Below are 26,181 nucleotides of genomic sequence, written 5' to 3'. Positions count from 1 at the left end.
GGACCCCGGCTCCGTATCGCCCGATGACACGACGATTCGCCCCCGGGTTCGCAACCGCCGCCTTCGCCAGAGAGAATGCAGGATGCGTGCCGCCGGTTGGTTTGTCGGTGAGACGCTGCACGGGGCTGTATTTTTTCAAGCCCCCACGGGGAGGTGGCAGGCAAGTGGTGGAGCAGCTGACGCAGCACGATCCGAGGCGGATCGGCCCTTTCGAGGTGCTGGGACGTCTCGGCGCGGGCGGCATGGGGCTGGTCTATCTGGCCCGCTCGGCTTCGGGCCGACGGGTCGCGATCAAGACGGTCCGGACCGAGCTCGCCGAGGACCAGCTGTTCCGTGTCCGATTCACCCGTGAGGTGGAGGCGGCCCGCGCGGTCAGCGGGTTCTACACGGCCGCCGTCGTGGACGCCGATCCGCGCGCCGCGGTGCCGTGGCTGGCCACGGCCTATGTGCCGGCGCCTTCCCTCGAGGAAATCGTCAACGAGTGCGGGCCGATGCCGGCCCAGGCGGTGCGCTGGCTGGCGGCCGGGGTCGCCGAGGCGCTGCAGTCCATCCATGGCGCGGGCCTGGTCCACCGGGATCTGAAGCCGTCCAATGTGCTGGTCGTCGAGGACGGCCCGCGCGTGATCGACTTCGGTATCGCCTCCGGTGTCTCGAACACCCGGCTGACGATGACCAACGTCGCGGTCGGCACCCCCGCTTATATGTCCCCCGAACAGGCGCGCGACTCACGCAGTGTGACGGGCGCGAGCGATATCTTCTCGCTCGGCTCGACCCTGACCTTCGCGGCCACCGGACACGCGCCCTTCCACGGCGCCAACCCGGTGGAGACCGTGTTCATGCTGCTGCGCGAGGGCCCCGATCTGGCCGGGCTGCCGGACGAGCTGCGGCCGCTGATCGAGTCGTGCATGCAGATGGAGCCCGAGCGGCGGCCGTCCCCGGCCGATCTCCAGTCCCAGCTGGCCCCGCATTTGTTCGCCTCCAACGCCGACGACAGCGGTACGGCCTCGGCCTGGCTGCCGCCCGGTGCCGTCGCGCTCATCGAGCGCAAGCGCAGCGGCCGCAACCAGGTGCGCGGCTCCTCCCGGCCCGCGGCCGGAGGCGGCCGCCCCGGCGGACACGCCGGAGACGCGGGGAACGCCGGAAGCGCCGCGAGCGCGGGCAGCCGCCCCTCCGCGCCGCTTCCGCCGGAGCGCCCGCCCACGCCGCCGCCCTCGTACGCCCCGGCCGCGGGAGCCGCCGCGGACGGCCATGGCGGGCGGCACGGCGCGGCCCCGGGCGGACCCGGCGGTCCGAGTGGCTGGGAGCCCGTGGGCGTGGGCGATCCGCGTGGCGGCCTGCGCGCGCCGGAGGCCGCGAGCCCGCCCGGCGCGCTGGGCTCCATCGGGCCCGGGCGGCACGCGGCCCCGTCCGCCGCCGCGGCGCCCGCCCCGGCGCCCGCAGGAGCCGACGGGTCGGTGCGGCTGCCCGGTTCGCAGGTGCCGATCGGCCCGGGGCTCCGGGCCGCCGACGCGCGCGACCCGCAGGCGCAGCACGGCACCGGACCCGCCACCGGCTGGGTGCGCCCGCCGGCCGGGGTGACGAGCGGAGGGCTGAACGGGGGCGATGGCACGGCCGCCGTCCCGCCGCCGACCCACTCCCCGTCGGCCGAGCCGCCCGAGCCGCCCGGCGGAGCCGGGCACGGCCGCTGGCGCCCGTGGCGGTTCCGCATGTCCAACGACGTCTGGGGCACCCCCGCGGTCGCCGGTGAGCTGCTGTACGTGACCTCGTTCGAGGTGCACGCGCTGGACGTGGGCACCGGCCGGCGCCAGTTCAAGACCCGCGACGTGGCATGGGCGATGGCCGTGGCGAACGGCCGGATCCACGCCTCCGACGGTCCGACGCTGTACGCGCTGGACGCGGAGGACGGCGCCGAGCGCTGGCGGTTGTCGACCGAGGGCTGGGTCTACTCCCTGAAGGTCGACCGCGGCACGGTCGTCACCGGCACGCGCGGCGGTGGCGTCCAGGCGTGGGAGGCGGCCAACGGCGAGCTGCTGTGGGAGATGCAGGGCCTCCAGACCGACTTCGAGACGCCCGAGTCGGGCCCTGCCGTCCACGACGGCACGGTGTATGTGTGGGCGGACGCGCGGCTGCGCGCCCTGGAGGCGCGCACCGGCGCGGAGCGCTGGTCGTATCCGGTGGGCGACGCGGCGTCGTGCGGCGGGGTGCCGCTGCGTCTGCTGGCGGCGCCCGACGGGGTGGTCTACGTCTCGGCGGGCACGCGGGTGCTCGCGCTCGACATCGCCCGCGGGGATGTGCGGTGGCGTTTCGAGGCGCCCGCCGTCTTCCTGTGCGCCCCCGCGTACGCGCCGGGGCCCGCGGTGACCGGCGGCGGCGTCTACATCGCCGACTATCTGGGCACGGTGTACGCGCTGGACGCGGCGAACGGCCGCGACCGCTGGCGCATCGCCACCGAGGCCCGGCAGTCGATCGAGCCGGTGCTGGTGGCCGACGGCTCGGTCCATCTGGGCAGCGGCAGCGCGCTCTACACGCTCGACGCGGTCACCGGCACGCCCAAGTGGCGGTTCGCGGCCGGCGGCGAGGTCATCGGCTCGCCGGTGGTCGCCGACGGCCGCGTCCACTTCGGCTCGGCCGACCACTGCCTCTACACGGTGGACGCGGCGGGTGGACAACTGCGCTGGAAGCTGGCGACTGGCGGCGAGATCACCGGATCCCCGGTGGCCGCCGGGGGCGTGGTGTACGCGTGCAGCAAGGACCGCTGCGTCTACGCGCTGGACGCGGTGAAAGGCACGGGCCAGTCCCGCCCGTCGGGCGGCCGGGCCTGACCGATCCCGGGGCGGCGCGGCGTGGCAGACCGATCCCGGGGTGGCGCGACGTGGCGGTGACGCGGCGAGGCGGCAGGTCGCAGGTGCGGCGCGACGTGGCGGTGACGCTGCCACGCGCCGGAGACAGCAGGTCGCAGGCCGTGTCCCTGACAATTGCTGCTACGGTTGCGGGCGTTCATCGACCTCCTGGGAGCCGGGAGGTCGATGGGTAACTCTGCGCGGTCTTCGGGGGAACGGGGTCTGTCATGCGGCGTGGTCTACGGCTGGCGGCCGTGCTCACCGTGGTGCTGGTGGCGCTCACCGGGTTCAAGGGGCGTGGCCATGGCCACGGGGGTGGCGGAGGCGGCTGCTCCAGTTCGTCCTCGCACCACTCGTCCGGGTCGGGCTCCGATTCCGGTTCCGGCTCGGGTGGTTACTCGGACTCCGACGACGAGAGCTCCACAACCGGTGCGGGCTCCGGCGGTTCGCGCTACCGCGACTACGACGATGACGACTACGGCGACAGCGCCTCCAGCGGTTCCTCGGGCGGTTCGGCGTCGCCCCACGAGCCTCAGGCGACGGTCGTCAGCTGCGCCGGAAAGGGTAAGGACGCCGAAAAGGGCGAGGACAAGGATGGCCGTCCGGCGGCGACCGTGAAGGTGCGCAACCGCTCGGGCGCGGCCGACACCTACCTCGTGGACATGAACTTCAAGGACCAGGACGGCACGACCCTCACCTCCGGCCGCGCCGATGCGCGGGTCCCCGCGGGGAAGACGCGGACCGTAAGGGTGCCGCTCGACGATCCCTCGGTCGTGGGAACCGTAGTGCGGTGTGAGGTCGTCTCCGTGCTCTGAGAGCCGGGACAGGCACGTCCGCAGGTGACTTTGGGGTAGCAAAACCCGTTGCTAGGGTGGCGTGCACTTGTCAACCGGCCACGGTTGGCTTGAATGTGCCTTTTCAACGGGGGTAATACCATGCAACGCCGCTCCATGCGCATATGTGCCGTCGCCCTGGTCGGGCTCATCGCGCTGACCGGCTGCGGAAAGAAGAAGGGCGGCAGCCACGACGGCGGCCTCGGGGGGTTCGTCTCGGGCGGGAGCGGGGGCAACGACAACCCGGCGTCCGGCCCCACCGACCTCCCCAGCGGAGTGCCCACCGATCTGCCCAGCGGCGCACCCTCCGATGTGCCGTCCTACGACGCCCCCACGCCCTCCTACACCTACTCCGCGCCGCCCACCTACAACTCGGACGGCACGAACGACATCACCGCCACCGGCTGCGACTACGACGAGTCGACCCGTTCGTTCCAGTACACCCTCAACCTCAGGAACCCCGAGACGCAGTCCATGCACTACTCGATCACCATCGAGTGGGAGGACCAGAACGGCGGCAGCCTGCTGGGCTCCGACTACAAGTCCGTCACCGTGGCGTCCGGCAGCAGTCAGACCCTCAGCGCCACCTCCTACCGCACCCTCACCGAGCAGACGTCCTTCACCTGCAAGGTCACCTCGGCGCTCAAGTACCCGAGCTCCACCTGAGGCCCGAGCCGATCGATCCGAGGCGTACGGCCTCACCGGGTGCGGAAGCCGGGCGTACGGGCCGCGAAGAGCGCGGCCTGGCGCCCCGGCGGCAGATTGCCCAGCGCGATCAACTGCGGGGCCTGTGCGAGCGCCTGGGCCAGCGCCGCCTCCTTCGCCGCCCATAGCGCCCTTACGGTCCCCTGCACCGCCTCCGTCGGGTACGACGCGATGACCGACGCGGCACGGATGGCCGCCGTAAGGGCCTCACCGGCCGGGGTCACCTCACTGACCAGGCCCGTCTCATACGCCCGTCGGGCCGAGAGCCGCTCCGCCGTCCCCATCAGCGCCATCCGCGCGACCTCGCCCATGGGCATCCGCTGCGCCATATAGACGGCCTCATAGGCGCTGACCATCCCATAGCTGGTGTGCGGATCGAAGAAGGTCGCCGTTTCGTCGGCGACGATGAACTCGGCCTCGCCCAGCAGGTAGAACGCCCCGCCGCAGGCCATCCCGGCCACCGCAGCGACCACCGGCTTCCACAGGTCGTTCGCCTTGGGCCCGACGGTGCGCAGCGGATCGTCCATCGCGTAGGGCGACGACGGCTGCGCGACCTCCACCGAGCGGTCGATGCCGGTGCTGAAGGCCCGGCCGCCCGCGCCGGTGAGGACCACGGCCCGGACCGCGTCGTCCCGGCGGAAGCGCCGCCATACGGCGGTCAGTTCCGAGGCCGTGTCCAGGTCCATGGCGTTGTGCCGCTCGGGCCGGTCGAGGGTGACGACCGCGACGCCGTCCTGCTCCACCCGTATGCGGACCGTCATGGCCGCTCCAGCAGCCAGCGCACCACCGTGAGCCCGCCGTCCGTCTCATGGAAGGCCGCCTTCACGGGCGCGCCGACACGGATCCGCTCGGGCGGGACCGAGTTCAGCGCGGCGTCCGCGGAGGCGACCAGATTGCCCACCAGCCGGATGCGAGGGGCGTCCGCGAGCTCCACGAGGAGGACGTTGTACGGCGCCTGTGCCGCGTAGGCGGGCAACAGCGGGGGATGGGGCAGCACATACGACCAGATCCGGCCACGGCCGCTCATCTTTTTCCACAGGCTCTCGAAGGACTGGCAGTGAGGGCAGCAGGGCCGGGGCGGAAAGCGCGGTTCGCCGCAGTCGGCGCAGCACTGGACGCGCAGTTCGCCGCGCGCCGCGTAGGCGAAGAAGGGCGCCCCGTCGTCGTCGGGCACGGGCGCCAGCAGCCCGTCGGCCTCGGTCCGGTCGCCCCCGCCACCCGCGGCCGTAGTCGTTTCCGTTTGTGTCATGCCGTCCCTCAACTCCTCAGCAGCAGGGCCGATGTGGGAACTCCCTCACCCGCCGTGACCAGGCAGGTCGTGGCGCCGGGGACTTGGGCGGTGCCGGCGCCGCGCAGCTGTCTGACCCCCTCGGTGATGAGGTTGAAGCCATGGACGTACGCCTCGCTGAGGCCGCCCCCGCCGGTGTTGAGCGGCAGCCGTCCGCCGATCTCCAGTGCGCCCCCTTCGGTGAAGGCGGCGCCCTCGCCGCGGGCGCAGAAGCCGTAGCCCTCCAGGGAGAGCGGGATCAGCGGGGTGAACGCGTCGTAGATCTGTGCGACATCCACGTCCTGCGGTCCGAAGTCGGCGGTTTTCCACAGTCGGCGGGCGGCGGTCCAGGAGGGGCCGGTCAGCGGATCGTCGTTCCAGTAGTTGACCATTCCGTGGTGCTGGGCGGGCAGCCCCTGGGCGGCGGAGTGGACGTATACCGGCCGCTGCCGGCAGTCGCGCGCCCGCTCGGCCGACACCAGCACACAGGCCAGCGCGCCATCGGTCTCGAGGCAGTTGTCGAAGAGGCAGAGCGGTTCGCTGATCCAGCGCGCGGTCATATACATCTCGCGGGTCAGCGGGCGGTCGTACATCATCGCGGCGGGGTTCTGATTGGCCCGGTTGCGGCAGGCCAGCGCCACATTGAAGAAGTGATCGCGGGTCGCGCCGTACTCATGCATATAGCGCCGGGCCAGCAGCCCGATCTCATCGGCCGGGCGCAGCAGCCCGTACGGCCGGGTCCACTGGGCCGGGGTGGGCAGCTGCACCTGGGTGTTGGTCCAGGGACGCGGCCCGCTGCCGCGTTTGCGGGACCGCCAGGCCACCCCGACGCTCGCCTGCCCGGTGGCGATCGCGGCGGCCAGATGCGCGACGGTCGCGCACGAACCGCCGCCCCCGTAGCCGACCTTGCCGAAGAAGGTCACATCCCCGGCGCCGATGGCCTTGGCGATCTCGACCTCGTCGGTCTCCTCCATGGTGTACGAGGCGAAGGCGTCCACCTCGGACGGGGCGATGCCCGCGTCGTCGAGCGCGGCGAGGATCGCCCGGCAGGCGAGGGTCTTCTCCGACTCCGGGAGGTGTTTGGCGAAGGGTGTCTGCCCGATACCGGCTATCGCCGTCGCGTCCTTCAAGGTCGCCGTCGCCCTTGCCGCCCCCATGGCCACCTCCGTGGTCGCGTTCACCGGTGCTGACAGCGGGGAAGGCTACCGCTAATCTGACGGGTAGTCAGCTAGTGGGGGGTCGTCCGTCCCGGGTTCCGGGGAGGGGAGCGGTCCGATGGAACAGATGCGGCAGGGGCACACCATCCCGGCCCTGATCCGGGCGGCGGTCGAGCGGTACGGCCCGGACGAGGCCGTCGTCGAGGGCCGCGCCCGGATCTCGTACGCGGAGCTCGGCGCCCGGATCGAGCGCGCCGCGGCCGCGTGCGTCGCCTCGGGCCTCGAACCGGGCGACCGCGCCGCGATCTGGGCGCCCAACACCACCGACTGGATCGTGGCGGCGCTCGGCGCGGTCACCGCGGGCGGGGTGCTGGTCCCGGTCAACACCCGCTTCAAGGGCGGCGAGGCGGCGTATGTGCTGCGCCGCACCCGGGCCACGCATCTGTTCATCACCGGCACCTTCCTGGGCACCTCGTATGTGGCGTCGCTGCGCCGGGCGGCGGGGGAGGGGCCGGGCCACGGCCCGCTGCCGGGCCTGCCCTATCTGCGGGAGGTGGTCGTCCTCGCCGACAACGGCCCGGAGGACTTCCGCACCTGGAAGGACTTCCTGGCGCTGGGCGACGCCGTGCCGCCGGGGGAGGTCCGCTCCCGGGCGCAGGCGGTGCGCCCCGCGGACCCCTCCGACATCACCTTCACCTCCGGCACCACCGGCCACCCCAAGGGCGTGGTGACCACGCACTCCCAGACCGTGCGGGTCTTCGACACCTGGAGCGAGATCACGGGGCTGACGGCGGGCGACCGCTATCTCATCGTGAACCCGTTCTTCCACACCTTCGGCTACAAGGCGGGCATCATCGCCTGTCTGAGCCGCGGTGCCACGATGGTGCCGCAGCCGGTCTTCAGCGTGGAGACGGCCCTGGCCAATATCGCGGCCGAGCGCATCACCGTCCTCCCCGGCCCGCCCACCCTCCACCAGTCCCTGCTCGACCACCCCTCCCGCGCCGCCCACGACCTGTCCACCCTGCGCCTGGTCGTCACCGGCGCCGCCGTCGTCCCGCTGGAGCTGGTGGAGCGCCTGCGCTCGGATCTGGGGGTCGCCACCGTGCTGACGGCGTACGGTCTGACGGAGGCGTCCGGCACCGTCACGATGTGCCGCCGCGGCGACCCGCCCGAGGTGGTCGCAGGCACGGCGGGCCGCGCGATCCCGGACACCGAAATCAAGATCGCCACGGACGCCGGGCGCGAACTCCCCCCGGGGCGAGCGGGCGAGGTCTGGGTCCGCGGCTACCACGTCACACCCGGCTACTTCGAGGATCCGATCGCCACGTCCCGCACCATCACCTCCGACGGCTGGCTGCGGACGGGCGATGTCGGGGTGCTCGACGAGCAGGGCAATCTGCGCATCACCGACCGCATCAAGGACCTCTTCATCGTCGGCGGCTTCAACGCCTACCCCGCCGAGATCGAGCAACTCATCGCCCGCCACCCGGACGTGGCCGACGTCGCCGTGATCGGCATCCCGGACCCGCGCCTGGGCGAGGTGGCCAAGGCCTACGCGGTCCGCCGCCCGGACTCGACGCTGACGGCGGACGACCTGATCGCCTGGTCCCGCCGCGAGATGGCCAACTACAAGGTGCCCCGGCAGGTGGAGTTCCTCCCCGAACTGCCGCGCAACGCGAGCGGCAAGGTCCTCAAGGCGAAGCTGCGGGCGGGCTGGAACGGGGCCGCTAAGGCTTGAGTGGTGGGCCCGCGAGGTTGTTCCAGATCTCAGCCGCGAGGGCCAGTTGGCCGATGAGGAAGGCGCCCTGCACGGACAGGGTGCGCACCTGGTAGATCGACAGCAGCAGACTCAGCCGCGTCGGCCACAGTTGTCTCTCTCCGCTGAAGGTCGCCATGTCCATCCAGAGGCTGGTGAGGGTCAGAACGATGAGCATGAGGGAGATGCTGAGGACCGCATTGCCGAGCTCTGTATCGGTGATGCGGTTGACCAGGGCGCCGACGCCGATGGGGATGGCATAGGCGATGGTCAGGCTCAACGCACGCATGGGCCCACGATGGCCGGGCATCACGCGCCACAGCGCGCCCAGGACCAGGCCGACCCCGGCCCATGCGATCTGCCAGGTGAGGAACCACGTGGCGATCTCCAGCAGCCCGCTGGGGCTCGCGCTCGTGAGCATGAACTGCTTGGGGTCTTTGAGGTAATTCGCCCAGACAATGGCGACGCTGCAGGGAATTCCGAAGAGGAATGCGATGCGTGCACCGTGCAAGGCGTTGTCCCACCATTTGTCGTGCGGTCCCCAGCTCAGGGCCACATCGACGACAGAGACCTGATCGGGGAGGAAGTTCCGCTCATACCCGGGAGGGCGCCAATGTCGCAGCCGTCGAAGTCGGTGCTCCAGTGCCTCTCGGGTGGTGTCCTGTTCTGTGTGGCCCTGATCCACGAAGCGCAACTGTTGATGGACGTTACGGTACTGGTGTGCTTTCTCCAGCATGTCTCGCCGGCCTTGCGCGGTGCCCAACTCCTCGGTGAGGAAGTCTCCGCCCGCCTGGCAGAGCACTGACCATCGTCGGCCCACCGCCCGCACGGTGTAGAGGGCCACGATATTCAGCAGCAGCCAGACGGCCAACAGCAAGGAGGAGCCTGCGAACAGATAGACCCGCGTCGCCACGACGAGGGCGAAGACCACGGAGGTCAAACGCATATCGTTGCGCGAGGGCCCCAGCGAGACCTGCTCCTTATTCGGCCCGGACTGCACGACATTGGCACGGCTGTTCAGCAGGGCTACCAGCGCGATACCAGTCAGGATCCATGTCTGGGTGTAGGCCCAGGAAAGACTGATCGACCCGAAGCCAGCCAAATTGTAATCCAGATTCTGGTCGTGTGCTCGGTTATGACTGCCGTCATGTTCCATGAGCCAGTTGGTGCGTCGCCAATTCAGGTCGACGGACCACTGGTACGAATACAGCATCACCACGGAGACCACAGTTAACGCGGCCACGGCAGTCGCCATGAAACGGATGGTGGCGGTGTCCCATGCCGTTGTCCAGGACGCGCGGACCAGCCCTCCGTCTCTCATGAAGCGCCAGGACCATGCCGCCATCGCCGTCAGCCACACCCACACCATCACTAGCTGTAGCAGCATCAGCCTGGCGGCGTTTCCGTCGGGTGGTGCCAGTTCTTTCGGCAGACCCATGGCGCCAGGAGTCAGAACGGCCACCAGGCCCAGGGCGGTCAGACCAAGGGAAGTCAGAAACACATTGCGGGTCAATGCCCGGCCCCGATGGCTCAGCTCGCCGACCGGTGACGTTGGCGTATCCGTTGATCGGTCGGGGAGCCAAGGGCGCGCCGCGAGGCTGAGGATCAGGCCTGCGGCAATGCTGGCAAGGGTGGGCCACAGACTGAAGGTCCTCGCCCCCGGGGCCAGCAGGGCGAGGGCCAGGCCCAGAGCCGCGCTGAGCCCGGCCCACCACAAGGCTGTCCTGGTGAGGCCCCGTTTGGGGCTCTCGCTGATGTCAGGGGCTCGCCATGGCGACCACAGGCGAAACCGCCCCGACGGCTCCGGCGCGGAAGGCGAGCCCGGAGCGGCGCGGAGCGCCGCGAGCGCCAATGCCACCGAGCCGCATACCCACCACAAGACGATGCCTAGTGTGCTGAGGGTGGACCCACGATTCTCCAACGCGAAGGAAGCGTGCCAGGGTGGGAACACATCGACCCGTACGTCGGAGGGTTTGGTCCACATCCAGGAGCCCTTTCCCGTGTAGGCGGGTTTGGGGCCCACGTCGCCCGCCTCAAGCCCGTCAAGCCGGACTTTCACCTGCTTCCAGTAGGCGGTTGCCAGCACCTTGCCCAGTATGTCCGGGTGAAAAGTGACACTCCATTGGTCGCGGGGTTTCCTTACATTGATCTGCCACGGTCCGATCCAGGTCTTTCCGATATGAGTGATCAAGGCAAATGCTTTGTAGCGGACCGTAACCCCCTGCTTCCGCGCGTTCGTCACCTCCGGACTATGGAGGCGCCACTCGTCCTTCCAAAAGGGCTTGGCCTTGGGCTTTGAAGCCTTCTCCCCGCGCAGCAGGCAGCGCATTGCCTGTTGATGCAGATCGGATTTCTCGCCGAGTGGCAGTTTCTCGCTCAGAGGCCATGAACTCTGCAGGGTGATGGTCGTGATCGTCTGTGCCTGGACGAATGTCTGACCGTGGTGGAAGAACCGAATCGCCGCCTCGACCTCCGGCGTTCCGGCTTCCGCAACTTTGCAGCGGTCCGAGGTGGTCGCGCCCGCCTCCGTCGGCCACAGCCCCCACCACCCCACCGTCATGACCAACAGTCCGATCCAGCGCCGCCACCGGTTTGCCGCCATACGCTCGCTCCGCTACACACGCATGATTGACCTGCCGTGCGCATACCTACTCATCCGGGAGCCACAGGACCGGTGTAGACGCGCAACGAGAGGCAAAGGTCCAATCGGTTGGCCGCATGGTGGGCGGTCAGCTCTGGATTGCGGCACCTCGCATGGCGACTTACCATCCTTAAGAATGCATAAGCTGATCCGTTGACCATAGGAGAGGGCTTATGGCCGGTAAAAATGCGACCCATCAACGGCCTGCACTTCCCCGGTTCGAGGAAGCCGAAGGGCTGGGCCCACGGGACGCGGCGTTCGTCCGCGACCTCGTCGCAGTGCTGGAGAAACACGGCAACCTCGACCGTTTTGGCCTGTGTCTGCTGCACGACCATTTTCCGCTGGACGCGGACGAAGTGCTGGTCGAGACGAACGACCCCGAGGCCCGCACGCTGCAGATCCGCGTGGAGAAGGCCAACGGGACCCGGCATGTCAAGCCCTCGCAATGGCGATTCATGCCGGATATCGGGCATGCCAAGGGCGCGGAGACCCAAGGCGGCCCCTACGAGGTGATCCTGCAGTGCGATGTGGTCAGCCTGTGTCCGGGGCACGGTCGCTGAGGGGGTGCACTCCGATACGTGTCCCTGGGGCGGGGCAGCGCAAAGGGGCCGGGCGGTTTCGCCCGGCCCCCCTTGGTGCTCACGAGTGTCTCGTGGCGCCTACTGCGGGCTGGTGGGGGCATGGCCCTCGCCCTGAGGGCCCGAGGCGGCAGCTGTGGTGGATTCACCACTGTCCATACCGGCGATGGGGGTGTGACTATCGCTTGCAGACGCGAATGCGGCTGTCTGGCTTGTGGCTCCGACCGCGGCACCTATGGCGATAATCAAGGTCGCAATGCCCTTTGTAGTGCGAGTCATTCCGGTTCCTCCGTTACGGGGGGTGATTATCTGTTTTGTACTGCAAATTAACAATGAGGGGTACATGTGTTCGGCCATCTGGCCGGAACTGGCCGAAGCTTGGCGGAAAGGGGTGCGCCCGGTGGTGCCGGGGCGCTCGTCCGGGAGGTGGCCCGCGCAAAGGGGCCGATGTCGATGACGTCCCCTCCGCGTCATCGACATCGGCCCCGCGGTGTTACCTCATGGAAATGAGCGACGCTTCGTGTGTTCCTACTGGGGCGCTGAAGGTGTGTGGCCCTCCCCTTCGGCGCTCAGCTGCGGCGGTGCCGGTGTGTGGCCCTCGCCCTTGGTGCTCAGCTCCGACGGCGCGGGCGTGTGGCCCTCGCCCGCGGGGCTCAGCTGCGGTGGCGCGGGCGTGTGGCCCTCGCCCTTGGTGCTCAGTTGCGGCGGGGCGGGCGTGTGCCCCTCCCCCTGGGTGATCAGCTGGGGCGGAGCGGGCGTATGGCCTTCGCCCTGGGTGGTCACCTGTGGAGGTGCCGGTGTGTGGCCCTCGTCCTGAGGATTGAAGGGCGCCGGGTCGGGCTCCAGTGGCCGGTAGGTGTCGGACTCGGGCTTCTTGTCCGTGCTTGTCACGATCAACTCCATCGGATGCTTTGGTCGGTATAGGCCGTTAACACCCGCCCGGCGACTCCCCCGTGGGTCGCCGGACGGATGTCTCAAAAGGGCCGTCCACCTTACGGTGTGACCTCGCAACCGACCCGTCTGCCCCCCGCGGGGACGGGTCGACCGCTACTAAGACTCCCGGACGGCGATAAACGATTGATGAACGGTCGGCGAGCCGCGCCGTTATGCGGCGGCCGCAGGGGTCAGAAGCCTGCGGACGTCCTCCGCCTCAGGCGTCCCCAGCCGCTGGTGAATTGACAGCGCCTCACGCCAGCAGGCGTCCGCGCGCTCGTTCTGGCCGAGCTCCAGCAGCGCCTTGCCGAGCAGGGTCAATACGATGGCCCGGCGCCATTCGCCCCCGATGCCCCGCAGGGCGAGAGCCTGTTCGGCGTGGGTGGCGGCCTCCGCGGGGCGTCCGATCGACAGATGCGCCTCGGCCAACCGCTGGTGGGTCATGCCCTCCCAGAGCGGCTGGCGGTGCTCACGGAACAGGCCGAGGGCCTCGGTGAGCTGCTCGAGCGCCTGAGTGAGGCTGCCCGCCCCGGTCAGGGCGATACCCAGCGCGTACTTACCGTTGGCCAGGCGCAGGGTGCGCCCCAGGCTCCCGTAGATCCGCACGCCCTGCCGGGCCAGGTCCACGGCGCTGTCGATGCGGCCCATCTCCACGTACGCACGGGAGAGGTTGCACAGCGCGCTGGCCTCTCCGGGCTGGTCGTCCACGGCCCGGTAGGCGTCGATGGCCCGGAGGAAATGCCGCTCCGCGTCGTCCCAGCGGGTACGGCTGAGATGCGCGATGATGCCGCGCTCGGTGAGGGCGCGCCCCATCGCGACATGGTCCTTGACCGCGGAGCCCAGGACCAGGGCGCGTTCCGCCTCCGCGTCGGCCTCCTCGAGCCGGCCGGTGAGGTTGCGCACCTTGGCGAGGCAGGTACGCGCCCGGCCTTCGGCCCGGGTGTCGCCGACCGTGTGTGCCGTTTCGCTGACGACGCGGGCGACGGCCTCGTAGCGGGGGGCGTTGGCGCCGGACTCGGCGAGGTCCATCGCGGCGAGCAGCAGATCCGCCGCCCCGCCCAGGGTGCTGCCCGAGACGGCTTGCTGGGCGCAGGCCAGCAGGCAGTCCGCCTCGGTGAACAGCCAGTCCAGCGCGGCGTCCTGATGCGGGAAGACCAGGCCGGGGTGGCTGGCGGGGGCCAAGTGGTCGCCCAGGCGGTCGCCGGGCCGCTCCATGGCGTACACCCGGGCGGCCGTGGCGAGGTAGAAGTCCAGCAGCCGGGAGAGTGCCGCCTCACGGTCCGCTGCCGACTGGTGCCGCTCCGCGCAGTCACGCGCGTAGAGACGTACGAGGTCGTGGTAGCGGTAGCGGCCGGGCGCCGCGGACTCCAGCAGGGAGGCGTCGACCAGGGACTCCAGGAGCTCCTCGGCGTCGAGGGTGTCCATGTCCAGGACGACGGCCGCCGCGGCGAGCGAGATGTCGGGCCCGTCCGCGAGCCCCAGCAGTCGGAAAGCCCGCGCCTGTGACGGTTCCAACTGGCCGTAGCCCAGCTCGAAGGTGGCCCGCACGGCCAGGTCGCCCGCCCGCAGCTCGTCCAGCCTGCGGCGCTGGTTGGCGAGCTTGTGGGCCAGCGTGGAGACGGTCCAGGTGCGGCGCGAGGCCAGTCGGGAGGCGGCGATCCGGATGGCCAGCGGGAGGAAGCCGCACGCCGCCACCACGTCCATGGCCGCGTCCCGCTCGCTGGTGACACGCTCCTCGCCCACTATCCGCGTGAAGAGGGCGAGAGCCTCCTCCGGGCTCATCACGTCCAGGTCGACCAGGTGGGCGCCCTCCAGGTCGACCATCCGGGTCCGGCTGGTGATCAGCGCGGCGCAGCCCTCCGTACCGGGCAGCAGCGGCCGCACCTGTGCGGCGTCGCGTGCGTTGTCGAGCAGGGTGAGCACCCGGCGGCCGTCCAGCATCGAGCGGTAGAGCGCGGCACGTTCCTGGACACCCTCGGGGATCGCGTTGTCCGGGGTGCCGAGGGCGCGCAGGAAGGCGCCCAGGATCGCGTTGGGCTCCGCCGGTACCGGGCCCGCCCCCTGGAGGTCGACGTAGAGCTGGCCGTCGGGGAATTGATGGCGGGCCGCGTGGGCGACGTGTACGGCGAGCGTCGTCTTGCCGACACCCCCGATTCCGGCCACCGCTGACACGGCCATGACATGCCCCTGGGCGGTGGCGAGCTGATCGCTCAGCTCGTCGACAAAGGCGACCCGGCCGGTGAAGTCGGCCACCGTCGCGGGAAGCTGGGCCGGCCGTACGAAGCTGGGCCCCGCGTGAGCGCGGTCGTCCACCGGGGCGGCCAGCTCGGCATCCGCCCGCAGAATGCGCTGGTGCAGCTCGGAGAGTTCCGGGCAGGGGTCCACGCCGAGATCCTCGGCGAGCAGCCGCCGGGTGTCGTTGTACACGGCCAGCGCCTCGGCCTGCCGGCCGCTGCGGTAGAGCGCCAGCATCAGCAGTTCGCGCAGCCGCTCCCGGAGCGGATGGGCGGCGGTGAGGGCGGTGAGTTCGGAGACCACGTCGGTGTGGTGGCCCAGCTCCAGATCGAGATCGAGCCTGGTCTCGGTGAGGACGAGATGCCACTCCGACAGCCGGGCGCGCTGGGTCACGGCGTACGGTCCCGGCACTCCGGCCAGGGCTTCACCGTCCCAGAGGCCCAGCGCCTGGCCGATGAGCTCATGGGCCCGCGGCCGGTCGCCCGAGTGCCGTGCCTTCTCCGCCTCCGCCACCAGGCGCTCGGCCACGTCGGTGTCCAGGGCCCCGAGGCCCACCTGGACCGCGTACCCGCCCGACTCGCTGACCAGGACGTCCGATTGCGGGGTGAATGCCTTGCGCAGCCGGGAGGCGTAGGTGCGCAGCGCCGCGATGGCGGCGTCCGGCGGGTCGTCACCCCACAGGGCGTCGATGAGCTCGGGGGCGGTGGCGGTGCGCCCGCCCCGCAGCAAGAGAGCGGTGAGCAGGGCTCTTTGCTGTGGTGATCCGGTGTTCACCTGTTCGTCGCCCCGCCAGGCCCGTACCGGTCCGAGCACGGTGAAGCGCAAGGGCTGCTCCTGTGCCCGCTCCTTCTCGCCGGCCATGGTCTCCCCCTGCCTCTGCTCCCAGTTGCACGGGCCAGTTTGCCTTGCCGACACCCCTCACGTCAGTAGGGACCGGACCTCTCCACAAGGCCTGCCACACTTCACAGCCCTCGGAATGCCGACGCACCGTCAGGTCCAGGGGTCGCTTTCGGTCACCGGAGGGCCGACTCCGTACGCGTCGCGATGGCCGGTATACGGATCCGTGGCCGCCGGGAGATCCGGCGCCGATGTGGACAGCAGTTGCCGTACCTCCTCGGGCTCGGGTGAGCCCAGCCGTTCCCGGAGGGCCCGCGCCTGCCTCCAGCAGTCCTGGGCCCGGGTTCGCTGCCCGGCTGCCATCAGGGCCTTCGCCAGAACGGTGAGAAAGGAGAAGCGCCGCCACTCGCCGCCGAGACCGCCCAGGGCGAGGGACTGTTCGGCGTGTGCCACCGCCTCTGAGGGGCGCTGCGCGGCCAGATGCATTTCGGCCAGCCGGAAATGTGCCATGCCCTCCCACAGCGGCTGACGGGCTTCGCGAAAGAGATCGAGCGCTTCGGTGAGGTGGACGGACGCCTCCTCCAGCCGGTGGGCGCGCGTCAGCGCGATGCCGACGGTGTACATCCCGTTGGCGAGCCGCAGGGGGGCGCCGAGCCTGCGGTAGATGGCGAGCCCCTGCTCGGCCAGTTCCACACCGGTCCGGGTGCGGCCCCGGCTGACGTGGAGCCGGGAGAGATTGGCCAGGGCGCTCGCCTCACCCGCCTCGTTGGCATCGGCGCGGAACGCCTCGAGGGCCTGTCCGAGGTACCTCTCGGCGTCTTCGTGCCGCCCCAGCCCGTTGGCCACGATGCCGAGCTGATTGGAGGCGCGGCTGGCGACCACCGGATCGTCGCCGTCCAGCTCCAGCGCGCGGCGCAGCTCCCGCTCGGCGTGGCCGTATCGGCCCGTGAAGCTGTACAGATGGCCCAGTGCCGAGCGGGCGCGGGCCTCGGTACGGGAGTCCCCGGCGGCGTGGGCGGCGTCGCAGACCACCTGTGCCACCGCCTCGTACTGCCGCGGCCGGGCACCGGACTCGGCGAGGTCCAGCGCGCCCAGCAGCAGGTCCCCGGTGCGGCGGCGGGTGCTCTCCCCGGTGCACTTGGGCACACAGGCGAGCAGGCAGTCGGCCTCCGCGAAGAGCCAGTCCAGCGCGGCTTTCGAGGTCTCGAAGAGCAGTCCGGGATGGCCGGTGGGCTCCAGGTGCTCGACCATGCGGTCCCCGGGCCGCTCCAGGGCGTACACCCGCGCCGCCGTCGCCAGGTAGAAGTCCAGCAGCCGGGACAGCGCCTCCTCGCGCTCCACCGCCGCCCGCCGCTCCCGCTCCGCGCATGCCCGTGCGTAGAGGCGTAGGAGGTCATGGAAGCGGTAGCGCCCCGGTACGGCGGACTCCAGCAGCGAGATGTCCACGAGGGAGGTGAGGAGCCGGCCGGTCTCCGTGGCGTCGAGGCCGAGCACCGCGCCCGCGGCCGACAGGGAGATGTCCGGGCCGCCGGCCAGGCCCAGCAGCCGGAAGGCGCGGGCTTGAGCCGGGTCGAGCTGTCCGTAGCCGAGTTCGAAGGTGGCCTTGACCGCCAGGTCCCCGGCCCGTAGTTCGTCCAGCCGCCGGCGCTCGTCGGCGAGTTTGCGAGCGAGAACGGAGACGCTCCAGGTGCGGCGGGAGGCGAGCCGGGAGGCCGCTATGCGGATCGCGAGCGGCAGGTAGGAGCAGGACGCCACCACGTCCATGACCTCGGCACGTTCCACGGTCGCCCGCTCCTGGCCCACGATCAGTGCGAAGAGGGCGAACGCCTCCGGCGGGCTCATCGCGTCCAGGTCGACCGGGTGGGCGCGGTCCAGGTCGGACATATGGGTGCGACTGGTGATCAGCGCGACGCTGTCCGGCGCGCCGTCGTCGGGGAGCAGCGGCCGGACCTGGGCGGCGTCGCGGGCGTTGTCCAGGAGGACGAGGACACGGCGGCCCTCGAGGCACGCGCGGTAGAGCGCGGCGCGCTCCTCGGTGCCGTCCGGAATCGCGGCGTCGGAGGTGCCGAGTGAGCGCAGGAAGGCGCCGAGCACGGTCTCGGGGTCGGCGGGGGAGGGGCCCGCGCCGCCGAGGTCGACGTAGAGCTGGCCGTCGGGGAAGCGGTGGCGGGCGGTGTGCGCGAGATGAACGGCCAGGGCGGTCTTGCCGATGCCTCCGATACCGGCGATCGCGATGGCGGCCGGCCGGTCGGCGGAGGTCGCGAGCCGGTCGTTCAGCTCCCGTACGAGGTCATCGCGGCCGGTGAAGTCCGCCACCGCCGCGGGCAGCTGCGCGGGGCGTACGACGGTGGTGTCGGCCATGGGGCGTCGCGGGCGGCCGGCGGCGGTGGGCCGGGAGAGCGCGGTGGCGGACCGTGCGGGGACGTGTGGCCGGAGCTCGCGGACGACATCGGCGCGGTAGCCGCCCTCCAGCTCCAGTTCGAGCCGTGTCCGGCCGAGGGCGGAGTCCGGGTCCTCGCCGAGGGCCAGGCTCGCCTCTTCACCGTGCCAGGACCGGTCCGGTACGGAACCGGTGGAACCTTCCTGCCGCCCCAGGCGCTCGTCGCCGGCCATGGTGCCCCCCGCACGTGCTTCCTCGCTGTACGGCCAGTCTGCCGTGCCCGCGGCTCGTACGTCAGTAAAGAGTGCGACGTGTCCGGGGCATCCATCGAACATCGCGGGAGACGCCCGCGTAGCTGACGATCCGTCAGATCGGCGCTACCGTGCAGTCATGGAGAGCTTCCCGAAGATAATCTCGGTGGACGACCACACGGTTGAGCCCCCTCACGTCTGGCGGGACCGGCTCCCGTCGAAGTACCGCGACAGCGGGCCGCGCATCGTCCGGGCGCCGCTGAAGGAGATGACCTTCATCGGCGGCAAGTTCGCCCCGAAGATGGGCGCGCCCGGGGACGACGGGCCGCTCGCGGACTGGTGGGTGTACGAGGAGCTGCACCGGCCGCTGACCCGGCTGGACACCGCCGTCGGCTACGACCGGGACGAGGTCAAGCTGGAGGCCATCACCTACGAGCAGATGCGGCCCGGCTCCTTCTCGGTGCCGGACCGGCTCGCGGACATGGACGTCAACCACGTCCAGTCCGCGCTCTGCTTCCCGACCTTCCCCCGCTTCTGCGGGCAGACCTTCACCGAGGCCGCCGACCGCGAGCTGGGGCTGCTCGGGGTCCGGGCGTACAACGACTGGATGGTGGAGGAGTGGTGCGGGCCCGAGGCCCGGGGCAGGCTGATCCCGCTGATCATCATCCCGCTGTGGGACGCCGAGCTGGCCGCGGCCGAAGTGCGGCGGAACGCGGCGCGCGGGGTGCGGGCCGTCTGCTTCTCGGAGATCCCGCCGAACCTGGGGCTGCCCTCGATCCACACCGACGACTGGGACCCGCTCCTGGCCGCGTGCGACGAGACCGGCACGGTCATCGCGATGCACATCGGCTCCTCCTCGAGGATGCCCTCGACCTCCGCGGACGCGCCCCCCGCGGTCGGCTCCACGATCACCTTCGCCAACTGCTGCTTCTCGATGGTCGACTGGCTGATGAGCGGGAAGTTCGAGCGCTTCCCGAACCTGAAGGTGATGTACGCGGAGGGCCAGATCGGCTGGATCCCCTACATCCTCGAGCGCGCCGATGTGGTGTGGGAGGAGAACCGGGGCTGGGGCGGAGTGGCCGACAAGGTGCTGCGCCCGCCGTCCGAACTGTTCGCCGAGCATGTCTACGGCTGCTTCTTCGACGACGCCTTCGGGCTGCGCAACCTCGACGCCATCGGGGTCGGCAATGTGCTGTACGAGACGGACTATCCGCACTCGGACTCCACCTGGCCCAAGTCGCGGGAGGTCGGCGAGGCGCAGATGGGGCATCTGGCGCCGGATGTCGTGGAGCGGATCGTGCGCGGCAACGCGATCGAGCTGCTGGGGCTCACGGCGGACGGGCTCTGGGCGGGGGCGCCGGGGGCGTAGCGGGTCGGTTTCGTCGCCGTCGTCCTGGTCACGGGGGAGCGTCGGTCCCGCCGTCGTCCTGGTCACGGGGGAGCGTCGGTCCCGCCGTCGTCCTGGTCACGGAGGAGCGTCGGTCCCGCGGCCGCGCTGGTCACGGAGGAGCAAGAAAGCGGTCACTGCCGGTCAATGACAACCCCCGGACCCTCCGGCAGGCTGTGGGGCATATCGGCCCTCCCGCCTCCCCACGCCGTCACCCACCCCCTACGACGTGACAGGGGCCGTGGGCGGCGCGGAGGGCCGGGTGTCCCTGTGCACCGGGCGTCGCGGGGTAGCGCCCGGCGCGCGGGACACAAGCGCCAGATGGCGGTAGTCGCTGGGCGGCATCCCGTACGCGGCGCGGAAGACGCGGCTGAAGACGGCGGGGTGGGCGAAGCCCCAGCGGGCGGCGAGTTCATGGATGCGGACCGTGAGCAGGCCGGGGTCGGTGAGGTCGCGCCGGACGCGGTCCAGCCGCTGTTGCCGGATCCACGCGGAGACCGTGGTGTCGCGGGCCCGGAAGAGGCGGTGCAGATAGCCGACGGAGATGTGGTGCGCGGCGGCGATGGTGGCCGGTGACAGCTCCGGGTCGGACAGGTTCCGCAGGATGAAGCTCTGTACCCGCAGGGCGAGGGTGTGCCGGTGGGTCTCGGGCGGCAGCGCGTCGTCGGCCTCGACCGCCTGGGCCAGCAGCGCCGCCGCCAGGTCGATCAGCACGGTGCCCAGGCGCGGTCCGTCGGAGGGGCGTAAGGAGCGGTCCGCCGCGAGCCGGGTGAGGAACCCCGTCAGCAGGGCGCCCACCCCTTCGCGCGCCGGGATGGGCCGGGCGAGCAGCCGGTCGATCCGGTCGTGGGCGACCGGGATCAGGGCCTTGGGGATCTCCAGACCCACGCCTCCGGGAGGTCCGCCGAAGGCCAGGCAGTCGAAGGGCCGGGAGGTGTCGACGACATAGAGGCCCTCCGCGCTGTGCGCGGCCTCCTGGCGGGACTGGGAGACCTGGAGGTTTCCCTCCTGGATGAACGAGAAGTGGTACAGCTCGGGGTCGGACTGCCGGATGAGCTTGGGCGTCCGCCGGAAGTCCATCTCGCGGAATTTCGTGGGCCACACGGAGGCGGCGCCGAACTGGAGGATGCGCACCTCTCCCCGGAAGTCCCGGGTGTGGTCGCTGGTCATCTCCATCGGCGCCATGAGCTGTGCCATCTGCTCGCGCCAGAAGTCGAACCGATCCGCTCTGGGCAGATCCTCGCAGCGGAAGACCGTCTCGATCATCACGCGCCCCTCTGGGTGCCCCTTGCCGTGCCCCCTTGTTATGCCTCTTGTTGTGCCTCCTCGCCTGTGCCCCGTGATGGCCCCTGGGCGGGGAGGCGGGCGTGGGCCCCGAGGTCCGAACGTCCGTACGCTAGCAAAGCGTCGCGCGGCGGGACGAGACTGCCGTACCCCTTGTCTGATGGACCGTCAGATACGACCATGTCCGACGTCAGATACGACGATGACGGTCCACCGACAAGGAGGCCCGGCATGCGCGTCCTGCCCCGGGGCCGGTTGAGCTACGGCATGCAGCTGCCGATCCAGTCGCAGTCCACCCTCTATGCCGAGCCGTGGGAGGCCGGGGCGGGCCCGGCCGAACTGCTCGAGGTCGCCCGCGCCGCCGACCGGCTCGGCTTCGCGTACCTCGCCGTCTGCGACCACGTCGCGATCCCGCGGCGGCTGGCCGCGGCCATGGGCACCGTCTGGTACGACCCGGTGGCCACCCTCGGCTGGCTCGCCGCGGCCACCGAGCGGGTGTTGCTGCTCAGCCATGTGGCGGTCGCCGCGCTGCGCCATCCGCTGCTGACCGCCAAGCAGTACGCCACGCTCGACCACCTCTCCGGCGGCCGGCTGATCCTCGGGGTCGGGGCCGGGCACGTCCGGGAGGAGTTCGAGGCGCTGGGGGTGGACTTCGCCCGGCGCGGGGCGCTGCTGGACGAGACGGTCGACGCGCTGAAGGCGGCGCTGGGGCCGGAGGAGTTCCCCGACTTCCGCGGCGAGCGGTTCGCCTTCAGCGGCCTCGGACAGGCCCCGCGCCCCGTCCAGACGCCGCGGCCCCCGCTGTGGGTCGGCGGCTCCTCGCCCGCCGCGGTGCGCCGGGCGGCGGTCCGGGGCGACGGCTGGCTGCCGCAGGGCGACCCACGGGACCGGCTGCCCGGCCAGATCGCCCGGCTGCGCGAGCTGCGGAAGGAAGCGTCCCAACACGATCGCGGCTGTGAGGAGCCCGCCGAGATCGGCGCGATCACCGAGCCGCTGTACGTGGGCGCGCCCGGCTGGGACGTGGGGCGCCGGACCCTGACCGGCGCGCCGGAACGGCTGGCCGAGAGCCTGCGCGCGTACGCCGCGATGGGGGTGGACCAGATCCAGGTGCGGTTCCGCTGCCGGGACCACACCGAACTGACCGACCAGATGGCGGCCTTCGCCGCCGATGTCGCTCCGCACCTCGATGACCAGGGATGACTAGGGAGATCGGAATGGGCAAGCTGGACGGGCGGGTCGTCATCATCACCGGGGCGGCGCGCGGACAGGGTGAGCAGGAGGCGCGGCTGTTCGCGGCCGAGGGCGCGCGCGTGGTCCTGGGCGACGTACTGGACGAGCCGGGCGAGGCGCTGGCCAAGGAGCTGGGGGAGTGCGCCCGCTTCGTCCATCTGGACGTGGGCCGCGAGGACGACTGGACCGCCGCCATCGCCGCCGCGAAGGACGCCTTCGGCTCGGTGGACGGCCTGGTCAACAACGCCGGGATCCTCCGCTTCAACGAGCTGGTGGGCACCCCGCTGGCCGAGTACCTGGAGGTGGTCCAGGTCAATCAGGTCGGCACGTTCCTGGGGATGCGGACGGTCGCGCCGGAGCTGGCGGCGGCGGGCGGCGGAACGATCGTGAACACCGCCTCGTACGTCGCCCTGTCCGGTATGCCCCTGCTCACCGCGTACGCCGCGACCAAGGCGGCGGTGGTGGGGATGACGCGGGTGGCCGCCATGGAGCTCGCGGACAAGGGCATCCGCGTCAACGCGATGTGCCCGGGCGCGGTCGACACCCCCATGACCAACCCGGCCCAGCTCGACCCGGAAGCCGACACCGCGGAGGCGACGGCGGCGGTCGACGAGCTCTACCGAAAGCTGGTCCCGCTGGGCCGGATCGGTCGCCCGGAAGAGGTGGCGCGGCTCGCGCTCTTCCTGTCCTCGGAGGACTCCTCGTACGTCACCGGCCAGCCGTTCGTCGTGGACGGCGGCTGGCTGACCGGCGTCTCGGTCTTCTAGTCCCGGCCGCTGGGCCGGCCCGGCTCCGGCCCTTGACGGTCCGTGCCCGCGGTGCCAGAGTCAATCAAAATCTGACGATCCGTCAGATCGACGTTCGTCTGAGGCGGTGAACCTCCATGGAATTCGGACTCTTCGTGCAGGGCTACGTCCCCGAGAGCCGACGCCGAACCGACCCCGAGGCCGAGCATCACGCGCTCGTCGAGGAGACCGAGTACGTCATCCAGGCCGACCGGTCGGGCTTCAAGTACGTATGGGCCTCCGAGCATCACTTCCTGGACGAGTACTCCCACCTCTCCGCGAACGACGTCTTCCTCGGCTATCTCGCCCACGCCACCGAGCGCATCCACCTCGGCTCCGGCATCTTCAATCCCTTGCCGCAGGTCAACCACCCGGTGAAGGTGGCCGAGAAGGTCGCGATGCTCGACCATCTCTCCGGCGGCCGGTTCGAGTTCGGCTCGGGCCGGGGCGCGGGCAGCCACGAGATCCTCGGCTTCCTGCCGGGCGTGACCGATATGAACGCCACCAAGGAGATCTGGGAAGAGACGATCGCCGAGTTCCCCAAGATGTGGCTGCAGGACGAGTACCAGGGCTTCACCGGCAAGCACTGGTCGCTGCCGCCGCGCAAGGTGCTGCCCAAGCCGTACGGGGCCGCCCACCCGGCGATGTGGTACGCGGCTGGATCGCCGCCCTCGTACGCGATGGCGGGCAAGAAGGGCCTCGGCGTGCTCGGCTTCTCCATCCAGAAGGTCTCCGACATGGAGTGGGTCCTCGACTCCTACAAGAACGCGATCAAGGAGGCCGAGCCGGTCGGCGGCTTCGTCAACGACAACGTGATGGTCACCTCGACCGCGATCTGCGCCGAGACCCACGCCAAGGCCGTCGAGGTCGCGCTCGGCGGCGGGCTCAACTACCTGCAGTCGCTGCTCTTCCGCTACCACGACACCTTCCCCCGCCCGGAAGGCATCCCGCAGTGGCCCGAACTGCTGCCGGAGTACACCGAGGAGATCATCGAACTCCTCATCGCCGAGGAGCTGATGATCTGCGGCGACCCGGACGAGGTCTTCCGCCAGTGCAAGCGGTGGGAGCAGGCCGGGGCCGACCAGCTGTCGTTCGGGCTGCCGATCGGGATCGGCTACGAGGACACGATGAACACGATCAAGCTCATCGGCGAGCACGTCATCCCGAAGATCGACACCGATCCGGTGCACCGCACGACCCGCTTCCGCCAAGCCGTCACCCAGTAGCCGCACAGGCCGTCACGCAGTGGCCACAGGCCACAGGCCACAGGCCACCGGTCACAGGCCACCGGTCACAGGCCACAGACACCAGCCGCAGCCGCGAGAAGGGACCTGAACCCGTGCTCGACCACCTGATCAAGGGCGCCACCGTGGCGGACGGCACCGGCGCGCCCTCATACGTCGCCGACGTCGGCATCCGGGACGGCCGGATCGTGGCCATCGCCGAGCCCGGGGCCGTCACCGAACCGGCCCGGTCCACCGAGGACGCCACCGGGCTCGTCCTCGCGCCCGGATTCGTCGACCCGCACACCCACTACGACGCCCAGCTGTTCTGGGATCCGTACGCCACCCCGTCCATGAACCACGGCGTGACCACCGTGGCCGGCGGCAACTGCGGTTTCACCCTCGCCCCGCTCAACCCCGACCGGCCCGGCGACGCCGACTACACCCGGCGGATGATGAGCCGGGTCGAGGGCATGTCGCTGGTGGCGCTGGAGCGGGGGGCGCCCTGGAACTGGCACAGCTTCGGCGAGTACCTGGACGCGCTGGAGGGCCGGATCGCCGTCAACGCGGGCTTCATGGTGGGGCACTGCGCACTGCGCCGCCATGTGATGGGCGAGGACGCGATCGGCGGACAGCCCAGCCCCGCGCAGCTGGAGGAGATGCTGCGGCTCTTCCACGAGGCGATGGACGCGGGGGCGTGGGGGCTGTCCACCACCCAGTCCTCCACCCACTCGGACGGGGACGGCCGGCCGGTCGCCTCCCGCCATGCCCGGCCCGGGGAGCTCCTGGCGCTCTCCCGTGCCGTCGGCGACCACGAGGGGACGCAGATCGAGGCGATCGTGGCGGGTTGTCTCGACCAGTTCGCCGACGAGGAGATCGAGCTGCTGGTGGACATGAGCGCGGCCGCCGGCCGCCCGCTCAACTGGAACGTGCTGACCATCGACGCGGCCGTCCCGGAGCGGGTGCCGCGCCAGCTCCAGGCCAGCGAACGCGCCCGTAAGGCGGGCGGCAGGATCGTCGCCCTCACGATGCCGATCCTCACCCCCATGAACATGTCGCTCGGCACCTTCTGCGCGCTCAACCTCATCCCGGGCTGGGGCGACATCCTGGGGCTGCCCGTCCCGGAACGGATCGCGGCCCTCCGCGACCCGGCCGTACGGGAGGAGATGCTGCGCCGCGCGAGCAGCCCCGAGGCCGGGGTCTTCCGGCGGCTCACCCACTTCGGCCGTTACGTCATCGGCGACACCTACAGCGAGGCCAACGCCGGGCTGACCGGGCGCGTCGTCCGCGACATCGCCGCCGAGCGCGGACAGGAGGCGTTCCACTGCCTGGTGGAGATCTGCGCGGCGGACGAGATGCGTACGGTGCTGTGGCCGATGCCGACCGACAACGACCCGGCCAGCTGGCGCCTGCGACGGGAGACCTGGGAGCACGAGGACGTCATGCTCGGCGGCTCCGACGCCGGGGCCCATCTGGACCGGATGTGCGGCGCCCCGTATACCACCCGGTTCATCGGCGACTGTCTGCGCGGACGGAAGCTGGTCGGCCTGGAGCGGGCGGTACGGATGCTGACGGACGATCCGGCGCGGCTGCTCGGGCTGCGCGAACGCGGCCGGATCGCCGAGGGCTACCACGCCGACCTGGTCCTCTTCGACCCCGACCGGATCGACGCGGGCCAGGCGCGGCTGGTCCACGACCTGCCGGGCGAGAGCCCCCGGCTGGACTCGCGCGCGACGGGGATCGTGAGCGTCCGGGTGGGCGGCGCGGAGACCATCCGGGACGACGAGATCACCGGCGCGGTGCCGGGGAAGGTGCTCCGGTCGGGCCGCGACACGGAGACGGTGAGCACGAGGGGTTGA

Annotated in this window: 18 protein-coding genes; 10 read left to right on the top strand and 8 right to left on the bottom strand. The window is 70.9% G+C overall.

Annotation, left to right across the window (positions count from 1 at the left end; translation table 11 throughout):
* Positions 1 to 164: 164 nt before the first annotated feature.
* From ACMTAK_RS21730 to ACMTAK_RS21720, 3 genes are all read left to right on the top strand, one after another.
* Positions 165 to 2,822, top strand: a complete 2,658-nt coding sequence (locus ACMTAK_RS21730) for a serine/threonine-protein kinase (RefSeq protein ID WP_413807767.1) — start codon at positions 165 to 167, stop codon at positions 2,820 to 2,822.
* A 245-nt stretch (positions 2,823 to 3,067) separates the two neighbouring features.
* Positions 3,068 to 3,655, top strand: a complete 588-nt coding sequence (locus tag ACMTAK_RS21725) for a hypothetical protein (RefSeq protein ID WP_413807766.1) — start codon at positions 3,068 to 3,070, stop codon at positions 3,653 to 3,655.
* A gap of 135 nt (positions 3,656 to 3,790) precedes the next feature.
* A complete protein-coding gene (locus tag ACMTAK_RS21720; protein WP_413807765.1) occupies positions 3,791 to 4,339 on the top strand; it encodes a hypothetical protein in 549 nt (182 codons plus the stop codon).
* A 32-nt stretch (positions 4,340 to 4,371) separates the two neighbouring features.
* Here ACMTAK_RS21720 and ACMTAK_RS21715 read toward each other — a convergent pair whose 3' ends face one another.
* Genes ACMTAK_RS21715 through ACMTAK_RS21705 form a run of 3 tightly spaced genes read right to left on the bottom strand, consistent with a single transcriptional unit; the run spans position 4,372 to position 6,802 of the window.
* Complete coding sequence (locus tag ACMTAK_RS21715) at positions 4,372 to 5,139, bottom strand: enoyl-CoA hydratase/isomerase family protein (protein ID WP_413807764.1); 768 nt, start codon at positions 5,137 to 5,139, stop codon at positions 4,372 to 4,374.
* Positions 5,136 to 5,627 carry a Zn-ribbon domain-containing OB-fold protein gene (locus ACMTAK_RS21710; protein WP_413807763.1) on the bottom strand — a complete coding sequence of 164 codons (492 nt, stop codon included), beginning with the start codon at positions 5,625 to 5,627 and terminating at the stop codon, positions 5,136 to 5,138. Before ACMTAK_RS21710 ends, ACMTAK_RS21715 begins: the two co-directional genes overlap by 4 nt.
* Positions 5,628 to 5,635: 8 nt before the next feature.
* Complete coding sequence (locus ACMTAK_RS21705; protein ID WP_413807762.1) at positions 5,636 to 6,802, bottom strand: lipid-transfer protein; 1,167 nt, start codon at positions 6,800 to 6,802, stop codon at positions 5,636 to 5,638.
* A 118-nt stretch (positions 6,803 to 6,920) separates the two neighbouring features.
* Here ACMTAK_RS21705 and ACMTAK_RS21700 point away from each other — a divergent pair, with 118 nt between their 5' ends.
* Complete coding sequence (locus ACMTAK_RS21700) at positions 6,921 to 8,540, top strand: FadD3 family acyl-CoA ligase (protein ID WP_413807761.1); 1,620 nt, start codon at positions 6,921 to 6,923, stop codon at positions 8,538 to 8,540.
* On the opposite strand, the gene ACMTAK_RS21695 is transcribed toward ACMTAK_RS21700, so the two are convergent.
* Complete coding sequence (locus ACMTAK_RS21695; protein ID WP_413807760.1) at positions 8,530 to 11,160, bottom strand: DUF6185 family protein; 2,631 nt, start codon at positions 11,158 to 11,160, stop codon at positions 8,530 to 8,532. The two genes, ACMTAK_RS21700 and ACMTAK_RS21695, sit on opposite strands and share 11 nt — an antisense overlap.
* A gap of 212 nt (positions 11,161 to 11,372) precedes the next feature.
* Between ACMTAK_RS21695 and ACMTAK_RS21690 the strand changes: the two genes are divergently transcribed.
* Positions 11,373 to 11,759, top strand: coding sequence for a hypothetical protein (locus tag ACMTAK_RS21690; protein WP_413807759.1), 387 nt, complete (start codon positions 11,373 to 11,375; stop codon positions 11,757 to 11,759).
* Positions 11,760 to 12,305: 546 nt separating this feature from the next.
* Here ACMTAK_RS21690 and ACMTAK_RS21685 read toward each other — a convergent pair.
* The 3 genes from ACMTAK_RS21685 to ACMTAK_RS21675 form a co-directional block, all read right to left on the bottom strand.
* On the bottom strand, positions 12,306 to 12,668 hold the full coding sequence (locus ACMTAK_RS21685; protein ID WP_413807758.1) for a hypothetical protein: 363 nt from the start codon (positions 12,666 to 12,668) through the stop codon (positions 12,306 to 12,308).
* 213 nt (positions 12,669 to 12,881) lie between these two features.
* Complete coding sequence (locus ACMTAK_RS21680) at positions 12,882 to 15,806, bottom strand: AfsR/SARP family transcriptional regulator (RefSeq protein ID WP_413807757.1); 2,925 nt, start codon at positions 15,804 to 15,806, stop codon at positions 12,882 to 12,884.
* A gap of 129 nt (positions 15,807 to 15,935) precedes the next feature.
* Positions 15,936 to 18,395, bottom strand: a complete 2,460-nt coding sequence (locus tag ACMTAK_RS21675) for an ATP-binding protein (protein WP_413807756.1) — start codon at positions 18,393 to 18,395, stop codon at positions 15,936 to 15,938.
* A 157-nt stretch (positions 18,396 to 18,552) separates the two neighbouring features.
* On the opposite strand from ACMTAK_RS21675, the gene ACMTAK_RS21670 reads away from it, so the two are divergent.
* Positions 18,553 to 19,782, top strand: a complete 1,230-nt coding sequence (locus tag ACMTAK_RS21670; protein ID WP_413807755.1) for an amidohydrolase family protein — start codon at positions 18,553 to 18,555, stop codon at positions 19,780 to 19,782.
* Between the two features lie 240 nt (positions 19,783 to 20,022).
* On the opposite strand, the gene ACMTAK_RS21665 is transcribed toward ACMTAK_RS21670, so the two are convergent.
* Positions 20,023 to 21,066: an AraC family transcriptional regulator gene (locus tag ACMTAK_RS21665; RefSeq protein WP_413807754.1), complete on the bottom strand. Its 1,044-nt coding sequence runs from the start codon at positions 21,064 to 21,066 to the stop codon at positions 20,023 to 20,025.
* Positions 21,067 to 21,315: 249 nt separating this feature from the next.
* Between ACMTAK_RS21665 and ACMTAK_RS21660 the strand changes: the two genes are divergently transcribed.
* The 4 genes from ACMTAK_RS21660 (at position 21,316) to ACMTAK_RS21645 (ending at position 26,181) form a co-directional block, all read left to right on the top strand.
* A complete protein-coding gene (locus ACMTAK_RS21660; RefSeq protein WP_413807753.1) occupies positions 21,316 to 22,284 on the top strand; it encodes an LLM class F420-dependent oxidoreductase in 969 nt (322 codons plus the stop codon).
* Positions 22,285 to 22,298: 14 nt separating this feature from the next.
* Complete coding sequence (locus ACMTAK_RS21655) at positions 22,299 to 23,081, top strand: SDR family NAD(P)-dependent oxidoreductase (protein WP_413807752.1); 783 nt, start codon at positions 22,299 to 22,301, stop codon at positions 23,079 to 23,081.
* A 116-nt stretch (positions 23,082 to 23,197) separates the two neighbouring features.
* Positions 23,198 to 24,325 carry an LLM class flavin-dependent oxidoreductase gene (locus ACMTAK_RS21650; protein ID WP_262700411.1) on the top strand — a complete coding sequence of 376 codons (1,128 nt, stop codon included), beginning with the start codon at positions 23,198 to 23,200 and terminating at the stop codon, positions 24,323 to 24,325.
* 113 nt (positions 24,326 to 24,438) lie between these two features.
* Complete coding sequence (locus tag ACMTAK_RS21645) at positions 24,439 to 26,181, top strand: N-acyl-D-amino-acid deacylase family protein (protein WP_413807751.1); 1,743 nt, start codon at positions 24,439 to 24,441, stop codon at positions 26,179 to 26,181.

This window comes from Streptomyces lacaronensis, assembly GCF_047337785.1.
GTDB classification, from domain to species: domain Bacteria; phylum Actinomycetota; class Actinomycetes; order Streptomycetales; family Streptomycetaceae; genus Streptomyces; species Streptomyces lycopersici.
This window is presented reverse-complemented; position numbering and strand designations above follow the sequence as displayed.